Source organism: Rhizocola hellebori, assembly GCF_016862955.1.
Lineage (GTDB): Bacteria > Actinomycetota > Actinomycetes > Mycobacteriales > Micromonosporaceae > Rhizocola > Rhizocola hellebori.
This window is the reverse complement of the sequence record NZ_BONY01000051.1, coordinates 14,135-32,061: the sequence shown is the minus strand read 5'-3', so window position 1 is coordinate 32,061 and position 17,927 is coordinate 14,135. Positions and strand designations below refer to the sequence as shown.

Sequence of the window (17,927 nt, the reverse complement as noted above, 5' to 3'; positions counted from 1 at the left end):
GCGTTCGCGTAAAGGTTAGGCTCAAGGACATGCGCAGCCGCGTTCGCCGGTTAGGAGCCGTAATAGCCGGAGCGGCCCTAGTCATCGTAGGTGGAGGCTTCGCCGCCTCGGTCGCACGGGATGTTCCGCCCGTGCCCTTTGTCGAACATCCCGTCATCCGGCCCACGGCCTCCCCCAGCAACAAGCCCGACCTGCGGCCGCAAGGCCCGCCCTGCCGAGCCCGTGACCTGGAGTCGCTGTGGCCCGAAGGTGGATCCACCATTGTCGACACCGAGCGGGCTGACACCCTCGGGCTCGCCGTGCTGGTGCGCAATGTGGGGCCGGTGCCGTGCACTCTGGACGGTCATCCCAGGGCGCAGGGCGTCGACCGGATGGGCAAGCCGATCGGTCCCGCCGCGCAGGCCGGGAAGTACCTGCCCAACGCGGGGCGGGACAACGGCTACGCCACCATCGAGCCGGGCGAGCCCGCCAAGTTCATCCTGAGTATCGGCTCAGCCGGCTGCGGCGGCCAGCCCATCCGATATCAGGGGGCCGATCTGGTGCTGAGCAACGGTTTCCGGTTCACCATCAAGAATGCCTGGCTGACCGGGAGCTGCCCGCTCAAGGCGAGCGCGTGGGAGCCGGTCACCTCCGCCGCGGGGCAGTACTGGGCGCTGGAGGCCAGGCTGGAAGCTCCGTCGTCGGTGGAGGCGGGCGGCGAGCTGGTCTACTCGGTCGAGTTACTCAACGTCACCGAGGCGACGGTGTCGCTGAACCCTTGCCCTGTCTACACCCAGGTGCTCGCGCCCGAGCAGCGCTTCGACCTCGACGAGCTGGCCGGTCTCTACCACAGCACGCATCGGCTCAACTGCACCACGCCCACCATCGGCCCCCGCGGCGCGATCCGGTACGAGATGAAACTGCCGGTGCCACAAGCGTTCCCGACGGGCAAGACGCTGCTGCACTGGATGGCCGAGAGCAGCCCGCGCCCGTTCGGGACGGTCGAGCTCACCGTGAACTGAGGTCGAAACGCCAGTCGTTGCTGGTCATCACGGTGCCGGGTGGGAACTCGAAATCGCACTCCCCCACCAGCTGGAAGCCCGCGCCGCGGCACAGCGCGTTGGAGGCAACATTTGCCGACCGCGGGAACGCGTGCAGATAGCGGTGCTTGCCGTGCTGCCTGGCCTCGTCGATCACCTCGGCCACCGCCGCCTTGGCCACGCCCCGGCCCTGGAACTCGGGCAGCACCCCCCAGCCCGTCTCGTAGACGGTCTCGCCCTGCCAGGTGCGCTCCCAGAAACCGATGCTGCCGGCCTGTTCCCGCTCGGGGACGATGAGCACCGCGAACATCTGGCCGCTGGCCATGGTCAGATAACGCTCGTGGCGCTCCAGAATCTTCTCCTCCGACTCCGGACCGCCGAGGTGCTTCTTCATCGCTGGGGCGTTGGTGCGCTTGAGGAGGTCGAGATGGTGATCTGCCCACGGCTCGAGGATTACCTTCACCCACCCATTTAACCGGTCCTGCGCACGATGGCGGGCTCCAACGAGATAACTGGGAAACGGCGGGTGGTCTGCTCCTGGTAGGTGACGAAGGTGGGAAACCGCGACGCCATCATGGTCCACCTGGGCCCACGCTCGTCCTCGGTGACGATGCGCGCCTTGGCGGCGAAGACCTGCGGCCCGACCTGCAGGATGACCTCGGGATTGGCGACCAGGTTGAGGTACCAGCACGGGTGCATGGGCATGCCCCGATAGGAGGCCACCACTATGTACTGGTCCCCGTCGCAGCCGTACATCACCGGCGTGCGGCGCAGCCTGCCGGTGATCCGGCCACGGGTGGTGATCAGCAGGACGTCGTTGTCGAACAGGCGCGAGCCTTCGGCGCCACCGGTCCGCACATAGTTGCGGATGTGCTCGGCCACCCAGGTCGAAGGGCTGTCCACAATTTCTTCCATCAATTGAGGCTAATCAGGGCGGTCGAAGACGGGTGGAGGCGGGCCATTTCCGCGCTACGGCTAGGTTGGAGCCATGTGCACGGTCGTGATCAGTGTCCAGCCGGCCTCGGCCGTGCCAGTGTTGCTCGCCGGGGTACGCGACGAGTTCTCCCAGCGCCCATGGCTGGCACCGGCCCGGCATTGGCGGCGCTGCCCCGAGCTGATCGGTGGTTTGGACCGCCTGGCCGGCGGCACCTGGCTCGCGGTCGACGACGGCCATCGGCGCGTGGCGGCCATCCTCAACGCTTTCGGCCGCCACACCGACCCCGGCGCCCGGCTCTCCCGCGGCGAGCTGCCGTTGCTGGCTGCTTCCGGCGGCCGGGTGGACGAGGTGGACCTGCCCCGCTACGACCCCTTCCATTTGGTCTCCGCAGACCTGGAGACGGTCACAGTGTCCACATGGGACGGTTATCAGCTGGTCGAGCACCGGCTCGGCTCTGGCTTGCACATAGTCGTCAACAGCGGGATAGAGGGCAAGGGCACCATCGACGAAGCACCGGCGGGCGCGGTGGACGAAATATCGGCTCGGCTGCACCACTTCCGGCCGCTCCTACAGGCCGCGGCGCGGCCCGAACCGATCGGCGGGACGGCGGCCCAGGCCTGGGGGCAATGGCTGCCCCTCGTCGACGGCGGTGGGCTGGACATGGCCGACCCGCGGGCGCTGGTGGTGCGGCGCGACTTCGGCGAGCGCGGCATCTGGGGTACCAGCTCCATCTCGCTGGTCGGGCTGCGCCCAGGCGGCGTGCGCTACGACTTCGCCGCAAACCCGGGCATGCCCGGCGACTATCTGCCCGTTGACCTGGAGATGTCACAAAGCTAGGGCTGCGGGGTATAGCAGCCGTGCTGACGTGAAATTTCTAGGGAGGACCCCATGGGCAAGACCTCGGACGCGGCGAACAGCTTGCCGGCTCAGCTGGAGCAGGTTCGCGAAAAGCTGACCGACTCGGGCGAAGCCGTGGCGGCGAACGCCGCGCAGGTCAAGGACCAGATTCTGGCCACGGCCGCGATGGCCAAGGACCGGGCCGTGGATGCGGCCAAAGACGTCGCCAGGGACGTGGCCGACCAGCTGCCGAGCAATCAGCGGGAGCTGGAGGACGCTGTGCGGACGCTGGTGGACAACATTCGCAAGAACCCCAAGCCGTGGGTCATCGGCGCCACCGTTGCGGGCGTGATCTGGTTGCTCGGCCGCAGCTCCAAGCGATAGCCCGGGTGCGTGCGGCGGGTCAGGCTCGAAGACGCCCGACCCGCCTTCGTTTTGCTAGGCGCGAACCACGTCGGCGCCCGACACCTTGACCGCAACAGGGACAAGGTTGCCCAAAGCCGGGCCGTCGACACGCACCCCATCGCTCGCGCGGAACTTCGACTGATGGCCGGTACAGGTCATGATGCCGTCACTATCAGGTGGCCGGACCAGGTAACTCTGATGTGGGCACACGGCGCTGTATGCGGTGAACTGACCCTCGTGGAGCTGCAGCACAAGGACCCCGGTCTGGGTGAGCAATCCCCCGCCGACCGGCACCCCGGAGGTCGGGGCCAGCACGTCACCCGGCTTCGGCCCAGGTGGGGACTCCTCACCGCGCGAACCGCAAGCTCCCAGCATGGCCAGGGCCGCGCACCCGGCTCCGACCAACAGGGCTCTGCGGCCCATCTCCTCTTGCGACATGCCTTGAAGAGTCTCACCTTCGCCGCGCGGGTCCTAATGACCCGGGGTAATTCCCGTCCAATCGACGGTCTCGTCGGTCCGCTTGGTGGAGCACGGTCAACGTCTCCGCCACAGCGGGCGGGGCGACAGGGCGGCCCGCCATCGTCGTCCAAATCGGAGGGAGTCGCGCAGCCGGCGGCGCACGTGCCCGGCGTGCCGCCAGGCGGTGGCGGCGTTGGTGGGGCCGTGCCGGGTCGGGCTGTAGGCGGCGGCGTCGTGCAGAGCCGCCAGGCGCAGCGCGTCATGCGCGAGGTCCTTGGCGAACCGGTTCGCGGCCGACTGGGCGATCTCGGCGGGGGTGGCCGAGGCGGGCAGGGCCAGCCCGGCTTCGGCGAACCGGTCCACCGTGTCCAGCCACGCCCCGAGCACCTGAGCGTTCGGATCACCCCGGCGACGGCGGCGGCGCCTGTTCACCTTCGCCAGCGGAACAGCCCCCACCACCACGACGACCACTGCCAGCACGGCGGCGGAAAGCCTAGCCGCGTCGGCGATCTGGTTCTCCGCCTCGGCCCGTGGCCCGTTCGCGGAGGCGTCCTGGAGCGGGGGCGCGATGGCCGACCGGCTGAAGCTGGGCGTGGGTTCCGGTTGCGCCACTGGGGCTTTGGGCGGCTGCGCCGCACCCGAGCGCTGGCCGGGTGTCGGGTAGTAGGGCACCCAGCCCAGACCGGCGAAGCGCACCTCCGGCCACGCGTCGATGTCGCGGCCCACCACACGGTAGGCCGAACCCTCCTCGCGCGGCACGAACCCCACCACCACCCGGGTGTCGTAGCCGAGCGCGCGGGCCAGCACGGCGAACGCCGACGCGTACTGCTCCGCGGTGCCGCGCCTGGATTCCAGAAGCTGGCGGATGTGCAGCAGGCCGTGCCCGGAGCGCGACTGCGCCGGATCGTCCAGCCCGTAGCCGCCCTCCTGCGCGAAGTGGGTGGCGAGCGCGGCGAGCGCCGGATGGCCGAACTCGCCCCGCACGAGCTGGGTCGCCTTGGCCGCCAGATCGGCGGGTACGGGAAAGGCCCGTTGCCGGGGCGGGGAGGCCGGGGTGGCCAGCTCCACCAGCTCGGGGTCCCAGATCGGCACCCGGCTGCGCACCGTGTACCGCGCGGGAACCGGCCGGTCCTGCGGCACGACCAGCTCACCGGTGCCTTCGTCCACGCCGAGGCCGGTCACGGACACCTCCACCGGCCGGCCCGAAGCGGGCAGCCAGCCGAGCGGACCGGGCCGGTCGACGGTGATGGTTTCGGTGACCGTCCAGGCTTCGGTGGCGGGCGGCGGCTCGGGCAGCCGGTGCCCGGCCCGCCGGTACAGCGCCTCGCTCGTCCAGTACTCGCCGTCGAACCGGTCCATGGACAGGTAACGCATCCGCCCCGAGGCGGCGTCGGCCTCGATGCGCAGCGACAACGCGAGCCGGCCCGAGCGGATGGCAGCGAACTGCGCCAGCGGGCTGATCCCGACCAGTGGCCGAACAGGTTGCTGGAACAGGCTTCGCCCATCGACCGGGGCGGCACGGCCGGCGGCGGCCACCCAGGGGGTCAGCGCGACCGTGGCCACCACAGCCAAACCCATGGCGGCGGCGACGAAGAGGTGCTTTCCCCGATGCAGCAAGCCAACCGCCACTGCCACCAGCGCGAAGGCGAGCCAGACCGGCGGCGAGGCCACCGAGGCGCTCAGGGCGCAACCGGCCGCGGTGAAGGCCAGCGGCCCCACCATCGCCAGCAGCGGCGCGCGCCGCAGCAGAGCCGCCTCCACCGCGCAGATGGTGGCGATGCCGCAGAAGGCGGCGACACCGGCCAGCTCGGGACCGGCCGGGTCCAGCGGCAGCGCCGAAGTCACCAGCCGCCGCGGCCCGCTGAGCGCCTCCGCGCCGGGGGCGAGCACGACTGCTATATATAGGCCAAGCGCGGCCAGCACGGCCAGCGCTCGAGCCGCGGGAACCAGCCCCTTCGCCAACGAGAACAGCAGCGTCGCCAAGGCCGTCACCGCCACCGCGCCCGCGGTCGGCATCAGGTATCGCGGGTCGCCCAGGCCGCCGAAAGCCGGGGCGAAGGCGACCACCGGCGCCAGCCCGAGCAGCGCCGCCAGCACCGCCCTCATTCCAGCCTGCCCCGGCTCAACCGGCTGAACAGCACGGCGGCGTCCTGCGCCCGCGACGCGGTGATCACCACGACGCCGGAGCGGCGGTGCAGCCCGTCCTCGCGGCCCGAGCCGAAATGGGCCACCACCATGCCGGAGAACCTGCGCTTGCGGGTGGCGATGGCCGAGGCGAACGCCTCCGGGGTGTCCCCGGTGACCACGATCAGCAGACCACCGCTGCCGGTCTGGTCCACCAGCGTCAGCACCGCCGAGGCAGGCGTGTCGCCGCAGAGCCGAAGGGCGGCAAGGCGATCCATCAGATCGTGCCCGCCCGCCTGCGCGACGGCCCCGCTGTTCTCGTCGACCGCGCCCAGTGTCACCGGCCTGCCCGCGCGCTGGAAGGCGTGGCAGACCGAAGCGGCGAACTCGACCCCCTCATCGAGCGACTCGCCGGTGAACCCGTTGGAACGGTTGTCCACCACCAGGTTCACGGTCGGCTCGCGGGTGTCCACCCGTTCCCTTACCACCAGCGTGCCCAGACGGGCGGTCGAGCGCCAGTGCACCGCCCGCGGATCGTCTCCGGGCCGGTACTCGCGCAGCGAGGAGAAGGCGGTCGACCCGGCGCGCTCGGCCAGCCGCCCATCGAAGTCAAGGGTCAGGCCGACCGGCAACGCGTGTGTGGCATGCACTTTCGGATGCACCCAGAGCCAGGCCACCTCGGTCAGCGGCGCGCTTCGCCGGGCCAGCCCGAACGGGTCACGCCGATCCAGCGTCACCGGCCCGAGCCGGATCAATCCTCTTTGGACGGTGGGTACCGGATAGGCCAGCTCCCTTGGCACGCCAGGCCGCAGCCCCGGCACGGCCACCCGAAGCGGCGCGCCGTCCACGCTGTCGACGGCGTCGAAGCCGAGCACGGGCAGCCTTCCGGTATTGGTGATCACCAGTCGGCCACTGGTCTGCTGCCCCACCGTCACCCGCATCGGCACCACCCCACGGCTCGCCCGCAGCCGTGGCCGCGGCGCGACCGCGGCCACCGCCAGAGCAACCGCGGCCACCCCGGCCAGCCCGAGCCCGGTGAAGACGGGATACCCGGCGAGCAGGCCGAAGGCCAGGCAGATGACGCCACCGGCAAGGGCGGCCCACCCGGATCCGGTCAGCCTCATGGTGTGCGCGCCGGCACCGGAACCGCCACCGCCGCCAGCACCTCCGTGAGCACGTCGGCGGCGGAGACGCCGCGCACCTCGGCGTCGGGATGCAGGATGAGCCGATGCCCCAGCGCCGGCACGGCCACCGCCTTCACATCATCGGGCACCACGTAGGCGCGGCCCTGTCCGGCCGCCCACGCCTGCGCGGCCCGCAGCAACGCCAACCCGCCGCGCGGGCTGACACCCAGGCGCAGCCGCTGCTGCACCCGGGTGGCGTGAACCACCTCGGCGATGTATCCGGCCACCGCGTCGGCCACGTGCACGCGGCCGGTGTACTGGGTCATCCAGCGCACCTGGTCGATCGAGGCGACCGCTTTCAGCACCGGTGGCTCCGCCGCGGCGCGGCCGGTGAGGATCTCCTTCTCGTCGAGCAGGGCTGGGTACCCGATGGAGATGCGGAACAAAAAGCGATCGAGTTGCGCCTCGGGCAGCCGATAGGTGCCCTCGAGATCGACCGGGTTCTGCGTCGCGACCACCAGGAACGGCTCCGGCACGGGATAACCGCGGCTGTCCACGGTCACCTGGCGTTCCTGCATCACCTCAAGCAACGCCGACTGCGTCTTGGGCGAGGCCCGGTTGATCTCATCGGCGATCACGAGATGGGCGAAGACCGGCCCGGCCCGGAAGTCGAAGGTGCTGTCCCGCTGGTCATAGACGGTGGTGCCGGTGATGTCGGAGGGCAGCAGGTCGGGCGTGAACTGGATCCGGTGGCAGCTCGCGTCGATGGAGGCGGCCATCGCCTTGGCCAGGGTGGTCTTGCCGACCCCGGGCACATCCTCGATGAGCAGGTGTCCCCCGGCGAACAGACAGGTCAGGGCGGTGCGCACCACTTCCCGCTTGCCGCTGAGCACCCGCTCGATGTTGGCCTGCACCGTGGCGAATACCTCGGCGAAGTACGCGGCCGAGTCCGCTATCCGCTCGGTCGTCATGGGGAGCCCTTTCCTTTTCCGTCGGCGGCCAGGCACACCGCCGGCCCGTCGGGCGGCTTGGGCTGGTCGGTAATGACCAAAGCCGCTACCTGGTAACAGTTTTTGGTCTCCGGATGGCGGCCGCTGACGAAGTAGGGCGGGGCCTGGCCGGGTTGGACCTGGGCGTAGAGACCGGAATCCAAATAGATGACGTAGCTTTCGAAGCCGGGAAGCTTGGTGGCGTCAGCGAAGTCGAGCCGCACGGTGCCCAGCGCCGGGCTGGTCGCGGAGACCGGAAGGAACCACAGCTGGCCTTTCACCGCCGTCGTCGGGGTGGGCGTGGGGGTGGTCACCGGCGGGCCGCTGCGCCCGGCCCACAGCCCGGCGCCCCACCCGGCAATGACGACCGCGATGCCCGCCGCCACCCACCAGATCCACCGCTTTCGCCGTTTGGGCGGCGGTGGCGGGGCCAGCGGCGCGGGCCGGGAGGCCCCGATCGTCGGCAGATCGATCGCCGGCTCCGCCGCCGCGGGATTCGTCGCCGCGGGATTCGTCGGCCCGGGATTCGTCGCCGCGGGATTCGTCGGCGCGAGATTCGTCGGGCCGGGCTTCGTCAGAGCGGGCGCGGTGTCGAGCACCACGAACTCCGGGATCACGGCCGGCATCGCGGGCAGCGGCGGTGGAGCCGATAACGGAAGCGCCCCAACGGATCCGGTCAGCAGCGCGAAGCGGCCGGCCAGCTGCGCGGCGGTGGGCCGCACGGACGGATCCTTGGCCAGGCAGCCGGAGATGGTCTCCCACGCGGCGTCGCTGATCGCGGCGGGCCGCACCGGCTGTGCCTCCACATGCTGGCGCAGCATCGCCAGCGGATGGTCGGCCGAAAACGGGCGGTGCCCGGCGAGCAGCTCGTAGGCGGTGATCCCCAGCGCGTAGACGTCCGCGGGCGGGCCGGAGGGACGGTCGAGCGCGATCTCGGGCGCGATATAGGAAGGGGTGCCAACGATTTCGCCCACCCGGGTCAGCGTGTGCCCGCCGGTGATATGGGCGATGCCGAAGTCGGTCAGCTGCGCCCAGGGCTGCCCGCCTCGCCAGGTGATCAGCATGTTCTCCGGCTTCACGTCGCGGTGCACGATGCCGGCCGTGTGGATGTGCGCCAGCGCGTCGGCCACCTGCGACAGCACCGCCGCGGCCCACTCCCGGCTGATCGCGCCGGTCTGCGCGGCCTGGCGCAGGTTCTGCCCGTCGACCATCTCCATCACGATGGCGCGGGTGTCCCCGGTGCTGACCAGATCGAGCACCCGTACCAGATGGGGGTGGCTGAGCAGCTTGAGCGTCGCGTGCTCGCGCACGAAGCGGGACAGGATCTCCTCGTCGGCCGAATATTGGGGATGCAGCACCTTGATCGCCACGACTACCCCGTCGGCGGCGCGCCTGCCGCGCCACACCCGGCCCGCCGAGCCCTCGCCCACCACCTCGTCGATGAGGTAACCGGTGTCGAGTGGACGGCCCATCCTCAGTGGCGCGGCCGTTTCCAGCTCGTCCGGACTCGTCACGGCCGCACCATAGCCCGCCCTCGATACCACGTCTACCACTGGACCCGCCCCGGCAATCCGGCCGCTGCGGTGACCTGCATCGTTCCCGCAACCGACCCGCGCAAAACCAGCAAGGCCCGCCCGGGCGGCCATCCGCCGCCGGTGCCGGTGGATCGCGGCAAGGCGAGCTCGAAAAGCTCACCGTCCACCCGCGACGCCGGGTTGAGCAGCAGCCCGCATCGGTTGCGCCGGATCAGGTTCAGCCAGCCACGGTAGCGCTGCAGCTGCAGATCGTCGGTGGTCCCGGCGGCGATCGCCACCGAAGCGGTGTCGCGAAGTTTGCGCACGAACTCCTCCAGCGCGCCCGCCTCGGCCATCAGCTCCGCGTCATCGACGAACACGGCCAGCGGTCCCGGCGGCAGGGGATGCGAAAGATCGGCCGGGTCCAGCACGAGCGCGTCGTCGAGCTCGCGCAGCGGTGACGGGCGCGGGCAGAGCACAGCCTTGCGGAAACCGGTCAGCGATCGGGCGATGGCCAGCAAAGCTGTGCTGCGCCCCGACATCGGCGGGCCGGCGATGAGGAAGGAATTGCAGCACGCGGTCAGGTTCAGGTCCACCGGCCCGAGATGGTCGCCGCTCACGCCGAGGGTGCATGCGCCTACCTCGGCCGGGCGCGGTCCGGCGCGCAGCACGGCCAGCTCCGGTTCGGTGATCTCGGCCGGCAGCGGGTCGACCCGATGCGGCAGCAGGTGCGCATCCATGCCCTCCCAGCGGTGCGCCAGGCGGGCCGCCGGATCCTCGATGACCATGGCCACCTGCACCTCCACCGCGCCGGGCAGCACGATCGCACGGCCCGGCGGCATGTTCTTGGGCGCCTCACGCGGGTTCAGGCCGTAGGCCGCCAGGTCTTCCACGTCGGAGTGGCGCAGCACCAGCCTGCAGCTGACCGCGCCGCCCAGGCGGTGGCCGAAACCCGAGCGGTCGGTGGCGAGCACCACCACCACGCCTACGGCGGGTCCCCTGCGCAGCAGCGCGTCGAGGGCCTCCACCAGCCGGCCGCCGTCGGCCTCGGCGAACCGGTTGGCGAAGGACTCGTACCGGTCGAGCAGCAAAACGAGATAGGGCAACGATTCCAGCGTCGCGCTCTGGTCGGCCAGGCGCCGGCCGCGCTGCTCCACCTCGCCGGTCAGGTAGCCCAGGATCCGCTCGGTACGCTCGACATCCTCGCCGTCGGCGTAAGCCCCGCAGTGCGGCAGCCCGGCCAGCCCGGCCAGCGCCCGGTTCCCCTGATCCAGCACATAGAGGTGCACGTCGGCCGGGCTGCTGCGCTCGGCCAGCCCGGCCGCGATGGTGCGCAGCACGGTCGAACGCCCGCTGCGCGCCATGCCCACCACCGCGACCGGCCCGGTCTGCGCCAGGTCGAGCAGGAACGTCCGCTGCGCCTGCAGCGCGGGCTGGTCGGACAGTCCAATCGGGACGGTGACCCGGGAGCCCGCCCCGGCCGCCGCCAGCTCCCGGGTGGTGAGCTGCTCGGGCAGCGGGGGCAGCCACGGGCTCACCGGGGTGGAGAAGCCCGCTGTCCGGGCGGCTGCGGCGACCACCCCGGCCACCACGGTCAGGTCGGTGTCGCCGTCGTGCCCGGCCTGGCTCGCCGTCGCCGGCTGGCGGCCCAGTTCGCTTATGCGCCACGGGATCACCGTCACCTCGTCGGCGTCACGCTCGGCCGGCCGGGGCCAGCCGATGCGCGCGGCCTGCACTTCGGTCAGGTCGCCGTGGCCGGAGCGCAGGTAGCCGCGGCCGGGGCGGTGCCGCGACAACCGGCCGGCCTGCGGCACATCGATCACGTCGTTGCTCTCCTCCGCGCTGTTGACCCGCAGACACACCCGCAGGTTGAGGTTGGCGCGCAGGTCGGCCCCGACCTTCCCGCCCGGCCGCTGGGTGGCCAGAACCACGTGCACGCCAAGGCTTCTGCCGCGGTTGCCGATGCCGACCACACCGCTGACGAACTCGGGCACCTCCTCCAGCAGGCTGGCGAACTCGTCGATGACGATGACCAGCCGGGCCAGCCTTCCGCCCTTTGCTTGATAGTCGTCGATATCTTTGGCCTCCGCCGCGGCCAGCAGCCGTTCCCGGCGGCGCAGCTCGGCCGCGAGCGAGGCCAGCGCGCGGTGCACCAGGTGACCGTCGAGGTCGGTGACCATGCCCACGCAATGGGGCAGGGTGCTGCAGTCGGCGAAAGCGCTGCCGCCCTTGTAGTCCACCAGCACGAAGTTCAGCGCGTCGGGCGGATTGGCCAGGGCCAGCGACACCACCAGGGTTTGCAGCAGCTCCGACTTTCCCGCGCCGGTGGTTCCGGCGATCAGCGCATGCGGGCCGTCGCGGCGCAGATCCACTTCGACCTTTCCGGCCGGGCCGACCCCCAGCAGCGCAACCGCTCCCCGCTCGCCGCTCCAGCCGTCGATGATGTCTTCGGCCGTCGGGTCCGGCCCCAGCCCGGCCAGCTCCAGGTAGCGCACGGTCGAGGGCAGCTCCGCCCCGGCGCCGAACCGGCCGCCCAGCACCCGAAGCGGCGCAAGGGCCCGCGCGATCGCGACGGCGTCCACGGCGCTCAGCTGATCGACCAGCACCTCCTCCTGCGGCACCTGCCCGGCTCTGGTGACTTTTGCCCGGGTACCAGACAAAGCCACCGTGGCACGGCACTCGTCGGGCAGGTTCTGCTCGGTCGTGTCCAGGCAAAGCGCGTAGACACCCGCCTCGGGCCCCTGCGTCAGCAGCTCGGCCAGGCCGGGCAGGGCCCGCGACTGCCGGGCGCCGTCCACCACCACCAGCATCCGCCGGCCCGCCGGGCCTGACTGGCGCAGGGTGGACCGGCGGTCGGCCAGCCGTTCCTCGACCAGCTTGCCCAGCTCGCCGAAGCGCGCCGCCGCCTGGTGTCCGTCGGTGGCCAGCAGCCGGCGGCACGCGAAGTCGGCCGTGTGCGGCAAGGTGTGCGGCAGCCACGCGGCCCATTCCCAGTCGTGCGCACGGTCCTGGCCGGTGACCACGGCGATGCCGAGATCGTGCGGCGCGTGCAGGGTGGCCAGCTGGGCGATTGCCGCGCGGGCGGCGGCCACGACCGTGTCGCGCTCGCCCGCCAGCCCGACGACGCCAGCCTCGGCGAGGCTCACCACGATTGGCGCGTAAGCGATTTCGGGGACAGCCAGCTCCGCCGCGCCCGGCCCGGTCAGCCGGGCCGTCACCGGCTGGGATCCTAGGCCCACCCTGAGCCGAAGGAAGTCGGCGTCGTCCGGGCGTCTTTCGAACAGCCGCCGGGTCGGCCCGGTGGCTATCCGCTCGACCAGGGCCGGATCGGGCTCCTCACGCCGCCTTACCCTGCCCTGTGCCTGTGCCAGCGACGCCAGCTGCGCGGCGATCTCGCCGTGGCGTGCCTCGAATTCACGTACCGCGTCGCGATGCTCCTTGCGCCCACTGCGCCGATCGCTGATCACGTTGGCGATCAGCAGCACCGGCGACAGGGCGAGGAAGATGAGGAAATACCCCGCGTTCGGGAACAGCCACCACACCACGGCCCCGAGCAGCAGGGGCAGCGCGGCGGCGATCATCGGGATGCGCACCCCGCGCGGCTTTTCCGGCCGGCCCGGCGCGGAGAACTCCGGAACCTGTTGCGGCGCTTGCATTCGTGGCGGCCGGTTGTAGTGCAGCACCCCCTGCGCGGCCGGCTCCACCGGCGCGTCGGCCGCATCCACCCGCCGCAGCGCCACCACCGTCTCGCCCACTCCGAAGGCATCCTCCGCCGCCAGGGCCGCCTCCCCACGCAGCCTCACCCCGCCCCAGACCACCCCGTTACGCGACCCCATGTCCCGCAACAGAACTCCCGCCTCGTCGAGCCTCACCTGCGCATGAATCCTGCTGACCTCCGGATCGGCCAGCCGTAACCCGCACTGCGCCGACCGTCCGATCGCGAGCGAACCGCCCAGCGGCATCTTGACGCCCGCCCCGCATCCCCCGATCGCGGCGAGCTCCCATTGCCCGGCGGTCGCCGCGGCTTGCGGCGCGGCCGGGTTCAGCCTGGCGGCCGTGACCAGGCCGGCCTGCGCCAGTTTCGCGGTGTCGGCAAGGGACGGCAGCGGCGCGGCATAGCCCGCCTCGGCGAAGGCCCGGCGCAGATCGCCCACGGTGGCGGCCGGCCCGGCGCGGACGATAACGGCCGCCGGCCGGCCCGTGCCGTCGACGGCCGTCAGCTCCCATTCCATGGCTGTGATTCCCCGCGGCGGCTCAGCCGCCGGCCTGCTCGAAACGGTCGGCCTGGTTGCGCACGTGCATCGCGGCATCCTGAAGCGCCGCGGACAGTTTGGTCAGGGCCGGCTCGTAGAGGCTGGCCCAGTCGGCGCGGAAGCGTTCGGCCGCACCGCCTTTCCAGTAGGTCCCTTCGATCTGGCCGCGAAGCTCGCGCAGGAGCCCGTCGACGGTCGAGCTGTGCCGGTTGAAGCTGCCGTTGAGGGAATGCAGCTGGGTGATCTCACCACCGATAAGGGTCATGGGCTCAGGCTAGGAACGCGGGCCGCAACGCGATATCGGAAGCCCTTCCCAGCGCCCGGGGACCTTTGGTATGCCTGTGCAGTGAATGATCCCTATGGCGTGTTCGGCCGGGGCTACGTGCACCGCCGCCGCACCGACCCGCGCATCGCCGCGCTCATCGAGTCCGCTTTGGGCGACGCCCGCACCGTGGTCAACGTGGGCGCGGGCACCGGCTCCTACGAACCGTTGGGGCGCAAGGTGATCGCGGTCGAGCCGTCGCCGGTGATGATCAGGCAGCGTCCTCCCGGCTCCGCCGCGGTCGTTCGCGCCTTCGCCGAACACCTGCCGTTGCCCGACCAGGCCTGCGACGCGGCCATGGCCATCCTCACCATCCATCACTGGCGCGATCCCGGGCGCGGGCTGGCCGAGCTGCGCCGGGTCGCCCGCCGCCAGGTGATCGTCACCTGGGATCAGGCGGTGATGGCCCGCTTCTGGCTCATCGCCGACTACCTTCCCGAGATCGCCGAGGCGGAGCGCGACCTCACCGCCTTCGACGCGATCCAGGCCGAGCTCACCCGGCAGGGCGCCCTCCTGAACGTGATGAACGTCGACGTGCCGGCCGACTGCCACGACGGGTTCCTGGCCGCCTACTGGGCCAGACCCGAGGCCTACCTGGACCCGGCGGTGCACGCGTCGATCTCCTCGCTGGCCAAGCTCAGCCCGGCTCGGCTCGAAGAGATGACCGCGCGCCTCGCCGACGATCTGGCCGGCGGCCGCTGGCAGGAGCGGCACGGCGCGTTGCGCGACGCCGGCTCGCTCGACGTGGGCTACCGGCTGATCATCGCTGAAGCAGGCTGAGGTCCTCACGGGTGATCAGGCCGCGGCTGATGGCGTACTCGGCCAGGTTGGTCAGCGCGGTCCACCCGGTCATGTTCGGCACCCCGGCCGCGTCCAGCCGGCTGCGCAGATATTCGATCCGCTTGACCAGGGTGGTACGCGGCCAGCCCAGGCGAGCCGCGGCAGCGGCGTAGCTCTTGGGATGCGGATCATAGCGAGGCGGATCTTCGATGTAACCGGCGAACAGGGCGACCATGGCGAGGCGGTCCGCCTCGCTGATGAGCACCTCCTCGCCCACCGCGGTCGGCAGCCCCGGCGGCTCCGGCAGCGGCGAGACCGTCCGGGCGAGCTGGCCCACCGGCTCGATGAGGATGCTGTGCGGCTTGCCCTGCGAGCCGTCGACAAGCACCCTGACCGCGGCCTCCACGGCCGCGCGCCTTCCCGGCCCCAGCACGCTGCGAAACCCCAGATCGTCCACGATGGACAGGGGACGGGTGGACGAGCTGTTGCGCACCCACCAGGTTCCGTTGTCGAGCTCCACTGTCCCCGCCCGGCGCGAAATGCCGACATCCTCCGGATCGAGGCAGATGTCGCAGTCGCGCGCCCGCCCGAAGGTCAGCGCGGCCTCACCGCCGCTGACCAGGACGGTGTCGGCAACAGTCACCCGTACCTGCGCCGTCATCTCGTTGGCAAACCCTTCCCATTGATCATCATGAACACTCGCGTCTTCGCTGACCTAATGTCTATCAGGTGTGGGAGTTGTTCATCTCGTGGTTCTCAGCGCATAGATTCGCACGGATCGCCCTCGCCGCCGTGGTGTTGGTGGCGGCCGCCGCGGTCAGCTTCGCCTCCGGCTACGACCACTCCGGCTCGATCCTGGGCGACGGCAGCGCCTACCTGCAGAAGGATCATGCGGTGGTACGAGTCAACGGCGACACCGGTTTCGCCGACTCCTCGGTCGACGCCGACGCCGCGCGCAAGCTAGCCACCGGCACCCAGCGTCTCGAGGTGGTACAGGTCCGGCCGGGACTGGTCTATGTGGTCAACAACGAGACCGGTGAGGCGTTCAAGCTGCCCACCGACACCATGAAGCCGGAGCAGATCGACAAACGCCCCGAATCGGTGGGCCGCCTCAAGCTGGAGACCGGCGGCGACAACAGCTATCTCGTCGACGCCGAACGCGGCAGCGCCTCCAAATTGGACGGTTCCAGCGGGCCCGGGGTCGAGGTCCAGTTCCCGGCGAAGATCGACCAGCTGGCGGTGGACAGCTCCGGCACCGGATGGGCCTACGCCCCCGAAACCGGCGAACTTTTCGAGCTCAATGGCGACCGGGTGCGTTCCCGACAGCCGGTGGCGGGACGAGGCGAGCGCCTGGTGCTGACCCTGGCCGCGAACCAGCCGGTGCTCTACCGGCCGGGCAACGGGCAAGCCTCGATCTACGGCCGCGACGGCCTGCTGCGCCGCCTCGACCTGGCGGCCGAGAACGCGATCGTGGCCGCGCCCACCACCGAGCCGGTCATCGTGGTCTTTGTGCCGCGCACCGGCGAGCTGGTGGTCGCCGGCACGGTCGACGGCGACATCCGGCGCACTGTCCTGCAAGACCGCCGCGGCGACCACACCCGTTTCGGGCGGCCCATCGTCTTCTCCGGCCGCGCCTACCTTCCCGACTACATCTACCATCACGTGGTCGTGATCGGATTGGCCAAGCCCGCCCTGAGCGCGGCCGAACCGGTACCGGGAACAACCCGCCAATTCGAGATCTTCCTCCGCGACAACCGGGTCTGGGTCAGCGACCCCTACGACAAGACCGTCATCACTTTCGACCGGGACGGCCGCAAGGCGGAGTTCCCGGTCGACGGCGGCCCGCCTCGGCCCACCGCCACCCCCGCCCCGACGGCCACCCGCACCGCGGTTCCCACCCAGGCGCCCGGCGCTCCCACCCCACCCAGGCCGGAGACCATGGTGGTGCCCAACGTCATCGGCCAGGACCGGGCACAGGCCTGTCAGCGGCTCAAACCGCTGCGCTGCCAACAGGTTGCCCAACCCGACGGCGACGGCCGCACCGGGATGGTGCTGTCCACCAACCCGCCACCGGGCTCACGGGTCAGCGTCGACAGCCGGATCACGGTCTTCTATCGCGGCCCGGCCGAGGTTCCGGCCGATCTGGTCGGCATGACCGCCGCCGACGCGTGTGCCACCATCCGGCGCGCCCAGCTGAACTGTGTGGAGAACGTGACCGGGGTGGCCCCCACCGCCCCGCAGGCCTTTGTGGTCACGGCGCAGCAGCCTGTCCCCGGCGCCAAGGTGAACACCGGCTCCGATGTCACCATCACCTACGCGGCCAACGTCGCCGTGCCGTCGGTGGTGGGGGCGGCGGTCGACCAGGGTTGCGCCCAGCTCGAGTCGCCCACCCACGCCTTCCGTTGCGTGCGGCGTGATCTGGGCTCGGCCGCCGGAACCGGGCACCCGCCCGGCGTGATCATCGCGCAGACCCCGGCCGCCAACGCCAGCGCGGCACGCAACGCCGACGTCGTCGTCGACTTCTACGGCAACGCCAACACCACCGTGCCCGCGGTGGTGGGCATGGATCCGGGAACGGCGTGCGCCACCCTGGCCGCGGCTTTCCTCGGATGTGCCCAAAGCGATTACGAGGCAACGCTTCAGCTCGGTGTGGTGCACGCGCAGAGCATCGGCGGCGGGGCGGTGGTGCCCGCGGGCACGGGTGTGACCATCGTCTACGAGACCACCGGGCCGGTGCAGCTGCAGCGGTGGAAGGCGCCCGGGGCCAGACGCGCCAACTTCATCGCCGCGACCGGCAGCAACCAGGTTCCGCCCGCCGGATGGAGCTCCCAGCCCAGCTCGCCGATCGCCGTCTACCTGCCCGCAACCGAAGGCGTGCCAGGGATCGCGCCCATCTATAGGTCGCGTTGCGCCTCCGGCTGCGGCGAGATCGGCGGCTACTACTATTCCGGCAACCCGGCCGCGCAGGCCGGCTATGTCATGGAGGGCGAGGCGTTCCGCTGCTTCGACCCCGCCGCCGCCCCGGGCGGGACCAAGGATCTGCACGCCCTGTTCATGGACAACTTCAACACGTGGGTGTTCGCGGTGCCCGGAACCTATGAGTGGGATTACTTCCACGCCAACCCCATCAAGTTCGATTTCGTCATCTGCAGAGTGTGGTGAGA

15 protein-coding genes are annotated in these 17,927 nt (G+C 71.0%); 5 read left to right on the top strand and 10 right to left on the bottom strand.

Going from position 1 to position 17,927, the window contains the following annotated elements; all coding sequences use genetic code 11:
• Positions 1 to 29: 29 nt before the first annotated feature.
• Positions 30 to 1,001, top strand: a complete 972-nt coding sequence (locus Rhe02_RS32685) for a DUF4232 domain-containing protein (protein WP_203912292.1) — start codon at positions 30 to 32, stop codon at positions 999 to 1,001.
• On the opposite strand, the gene Rhe02_RS32680 is transcribed toward Rhe02_RS32685, so the two are convergent.
• Positions 988 to 1,482, bottom strand: coding sequence for a GNAT family N-acetyltransferase (locus Rhe02_RS32680; RefSeq protein WP_203912291.1), 495 nt, complete (start codon positions 1,480 to 1,482; stop codon positions 988 to 990). The two genes, Rhe02_RS32685 and Rhe02_RS32680, sit on opposite strands and share 14 nt — an antisense overlap.
• Positions 1,483 to 1,490: 8 nt before the next feature.
• Positions 1,491 to 1,934 carry a nitroreductase family deazaflavin-dependent oxidoreductase gene (locus Rhe02_RS32675; protein WP_203912290.1) on the bottom strand — a complete coding sequence of 148 codons (444 nt, stop codon included), beginning with the start codon at positions 1,932 to 1,934 and terminating at the stop codon, positions 1,491 to 1,493.
• A gap of 73 nt (positions 1,935 to 2,007) precedes the next feature.
• Between Rhe02_RS32675 and Rhe02_RS32670 the strand changes: the two genes are divergently transcribed.
• Positions 2,008 to 2,793, top strand: coding sequence for an NRDE family protein (locus Rhe02_RS32670; RefSeq protein WP_203912289.1), 786 nt, complete (start codon positions 2,008 to 2,010; stop codon positions 2,791 to 2,793).
• Positions 2,794 to 2,844: 51 nt separating this feature from the next.
• Positions 2,845 to 3,177, top strand: coding sequence for a hypothetical protein (locus tag Rhe02_RS32665; protein WP_203912288.1), 333 nt, complete (start codon positions 2,845 to 2,847; stop codon positions 3,175 to 3,177).
• A gap of 54 nt (positions 3,178 to 3,231) precedes the next feature.
• Here the strand turns inward: Rhe02_RS32665 and Rhe02_RS32660 are convergent, their stop codons facing one another.
• The 7 genes from Rhe02_RS32660 to Rhe02_RS32630 all read right to left on the bottom strand — a co-directional run bounded on the left by Rhe02_RS32660 (position 3,232) and on the right by Rhe02_RS32630 (position 13,926).
• Positions 3,232 to 3,636, bottom strand: a complete 405-nt coding sequence (locus Rhe02_RS32660; RefSeq protein WP_203912287.1) for a Rieske (2Fe-2S) protein — start codon at positions 3,634 to 3,636, stop codon at positions 3,232 to 3,234.
• Between the two features lie 96 nt (positions 3,637 to 3,732).
• Complete coding sequence (locus Rhe02_RS32655) at positions 3,733 to 5,763, bottom strand: transglutaminase TgpA family protein (protein WP_203912286.1); 2,031 nt, start codon at positions 5,761 to 5,763, stop codon at positions 3,733 to 3,735.
• Positions 5,760 to 6,905 (bottom strand): DUF58 domain-containing protein, encoded by a 1,146-nt coding sequence (locus Rhe02_RS32650; protein WP_203912285.1) that lies wholly within the window; start codon positions 6,903 to 6,905, stop codon positions 5,760 to 5,762. Before Rhe02_RS32650 ends, Rhe02_RS32655 begins: the two co-directional genes overlap by 4 nt.
• The gene (locus Rhe02_RS32645; protein WP_203912284.1) at positions 6,902 to 7,876 is read right to left on the bottom strand and encodes an AAA family ATPase; all 975 of its coding nucleotides are present in this window, start codon (positions 7,874 to 7,876) and stop codon (positions 6,902 to 6,904) included. Before Rhe02_RS32645 ends, Rhe02_RS32650 begins: the two co-directional genes overlap by 4 nt.
• Entirely contained in the window at positions 7,873 to 9,408 is a 1,536-nt protein-coding gene (locus Rhe02_RS32640) for a serine/threonine-protein kinase (RefSeq protein ID WP_203912283.1), read from the bottom strand. Before Rhe02_RS32640 ends, Rhe02_RS32645 begins: the two co-directional genes overlap by 4 nt.
• 32 nt (positions 9,409 to 9,440) lie before the next feature.
• On the bottom strand, positions 9,441 to 13,640 hold the full coding sequence (locus tag Rhe02_RS32635) for a type VII secretion EssC family protein (protein WP_203912282.1): 4,200 nt from the start codon (positions 13,638 to 13,640) through the stop codon (positions 9,441 to 9,443).
• Positions 13,641 to 13,662: 22 nt separating this feature from the next.
• Positions 13,663 to 13,926, bottom strand: a complete 264-nt coding sequence (locus Rhe02_RS32630) for a WXG100 family type VII secretion target (RefSeq protein WP_203912281.1) — start codon at positions 13,924 to 13,926, stop codon at positions 13,663 to 13,665.
• An 81-nt stretch (positions 13,927 to 14,007) separates the two neighbouring features.
• Between Rhe02_RS32630 and Rhe02_RS32625 the strand changes: the two genes are divergently transcribed.
• A complete protein-coding gene (locus Rhe02_RS32625; protein WP_239124205.1) occupies positions 14,008 to 14,763 on the top strand; it encodes a class I SAM-dependent methyltransferase in 756 nt (251 codons plus the stop codon).
• On the opposite strand, the gene Rhe02_RS32620 is transcribed toward Rhe02_RS32625, so the two are convergent.
• On the bottom strand, positions 14,744 to 15,424 hold the full coding sequence (locus Rhe02_RS32620; protein WP_203912279.1) for an FHA domain-containing protein: 681 nt from the start codon (positions 15,422 to 15,424) through the stop codon (positions 14,744 to 14,746). The two genes, Rhe02_RS32625 and Rhe02_RS32620, sit on opposite strands and share 20 nt — an antisense overlap.
• A 68-nt stretch (positions 15,425 to 15,492) precedes the next feature.
• On the opposite strand from Rhe02_RS32620, the gene Rhe02_RS32615 reads away from it, so the two are divergent.
• On the top strand, positions 15,493 to 17,925 hold the full coding sequence (locus Rhe02_RS32615) for a PASTA domain-containing protein (protein WP_203912278.1): 2,433 nt from the start codon (positions 15,493 to 15,495) through the stop codon (positions 17,923 to 17,925).
• Positions 17,926 to 17,927 lie beyond the last annotated feature (2 nt).

Excerpts from the sequence above, each read along its gene's own strand:
- Rhe02_RS32685 (WP_203912292.1), top strand. The coding sequence starts at position 30 with ATGCGCAGCCGCGTTCGCCGGTTAGGAGCCGTAATAGCCGGAGCGGCC.
- Rhe02_RS32675 (WP_203912290.1), bottom strand. The coding sequence starts at position 1,934 with ATGGAAGAAATTGTGGACAGCCCTTCGACCTGGGTGGCCGAGCACATC.
- Rhe02_RS32670 (WP_203912289.1), top strand. The coding sequence starts at position 2,008 with ATGTGCACGGTCGTGATCAGTGTCCAGCCGGCCTCGGCCGTGCCAGTG.
- Rhe02_RS32665 (WP_203912288.1), top strand. The coding sequence starts at position 2,845 with ATGGGCAAGACCTCGGACGCGGCGAACAGCTTGCCGGCTCAGCTGGAG.
- Rhe02_RS32660 (WP_203912287.1), bottom strand. The coding sequence starts at position 3,636 with ATGTCGCAAGAGGAGATGGGCCGCAGAGCCCTGTTGGTCGGAGCCGGG.
- Rhe02_RS32655 (WP_203912286.1), bottom strand. The coding sequence starts at position 5,763 with ATGAGGGCGGTGCTGGCGGCGCTGCTCGGGCTGGCGCCGGTGGTCGCC.
- Rhe02_RS32650 (WP_203912285.1), bottom strand. The coding sequence starts at position 6,905 with ATGAGGCTGACCGGATCCGGGTGGGCCGCCCTTGCCGGTGGCGTCATC.
- Rhe02_RS32645 (WP_203912284.1), bottom strand. The coding sequence starts at position 7,876 with ATGACGACCGAGCGGATAGCGGACTCGGCCGCGTACTTCGCCGAGGTA.
- Rhe02_RS32635 (WP_203912282.1), bottom strand. The coding sequence starts at position 13,640 with ATGGAATGGGAGCTGACGGCCGTCGACGGCACGGGCCGGCCGGCGGCC.
- Rhe02_RS32630 (WP_203912281.1), bottom strand. The coding sequence starts at position 13,926 with ATGACCCTTATCGGTGGTGAGATCACCCAGCTGCATTCCCTCAACGGC.
- Rhe02_RS32620 (WP_203912279.1), bottom strand. The coding sequence starts at position 15,424 with ATGACGGCGCAGGTACGGGTGACTGTTGCCGACACCGTCCTGGTCAGC.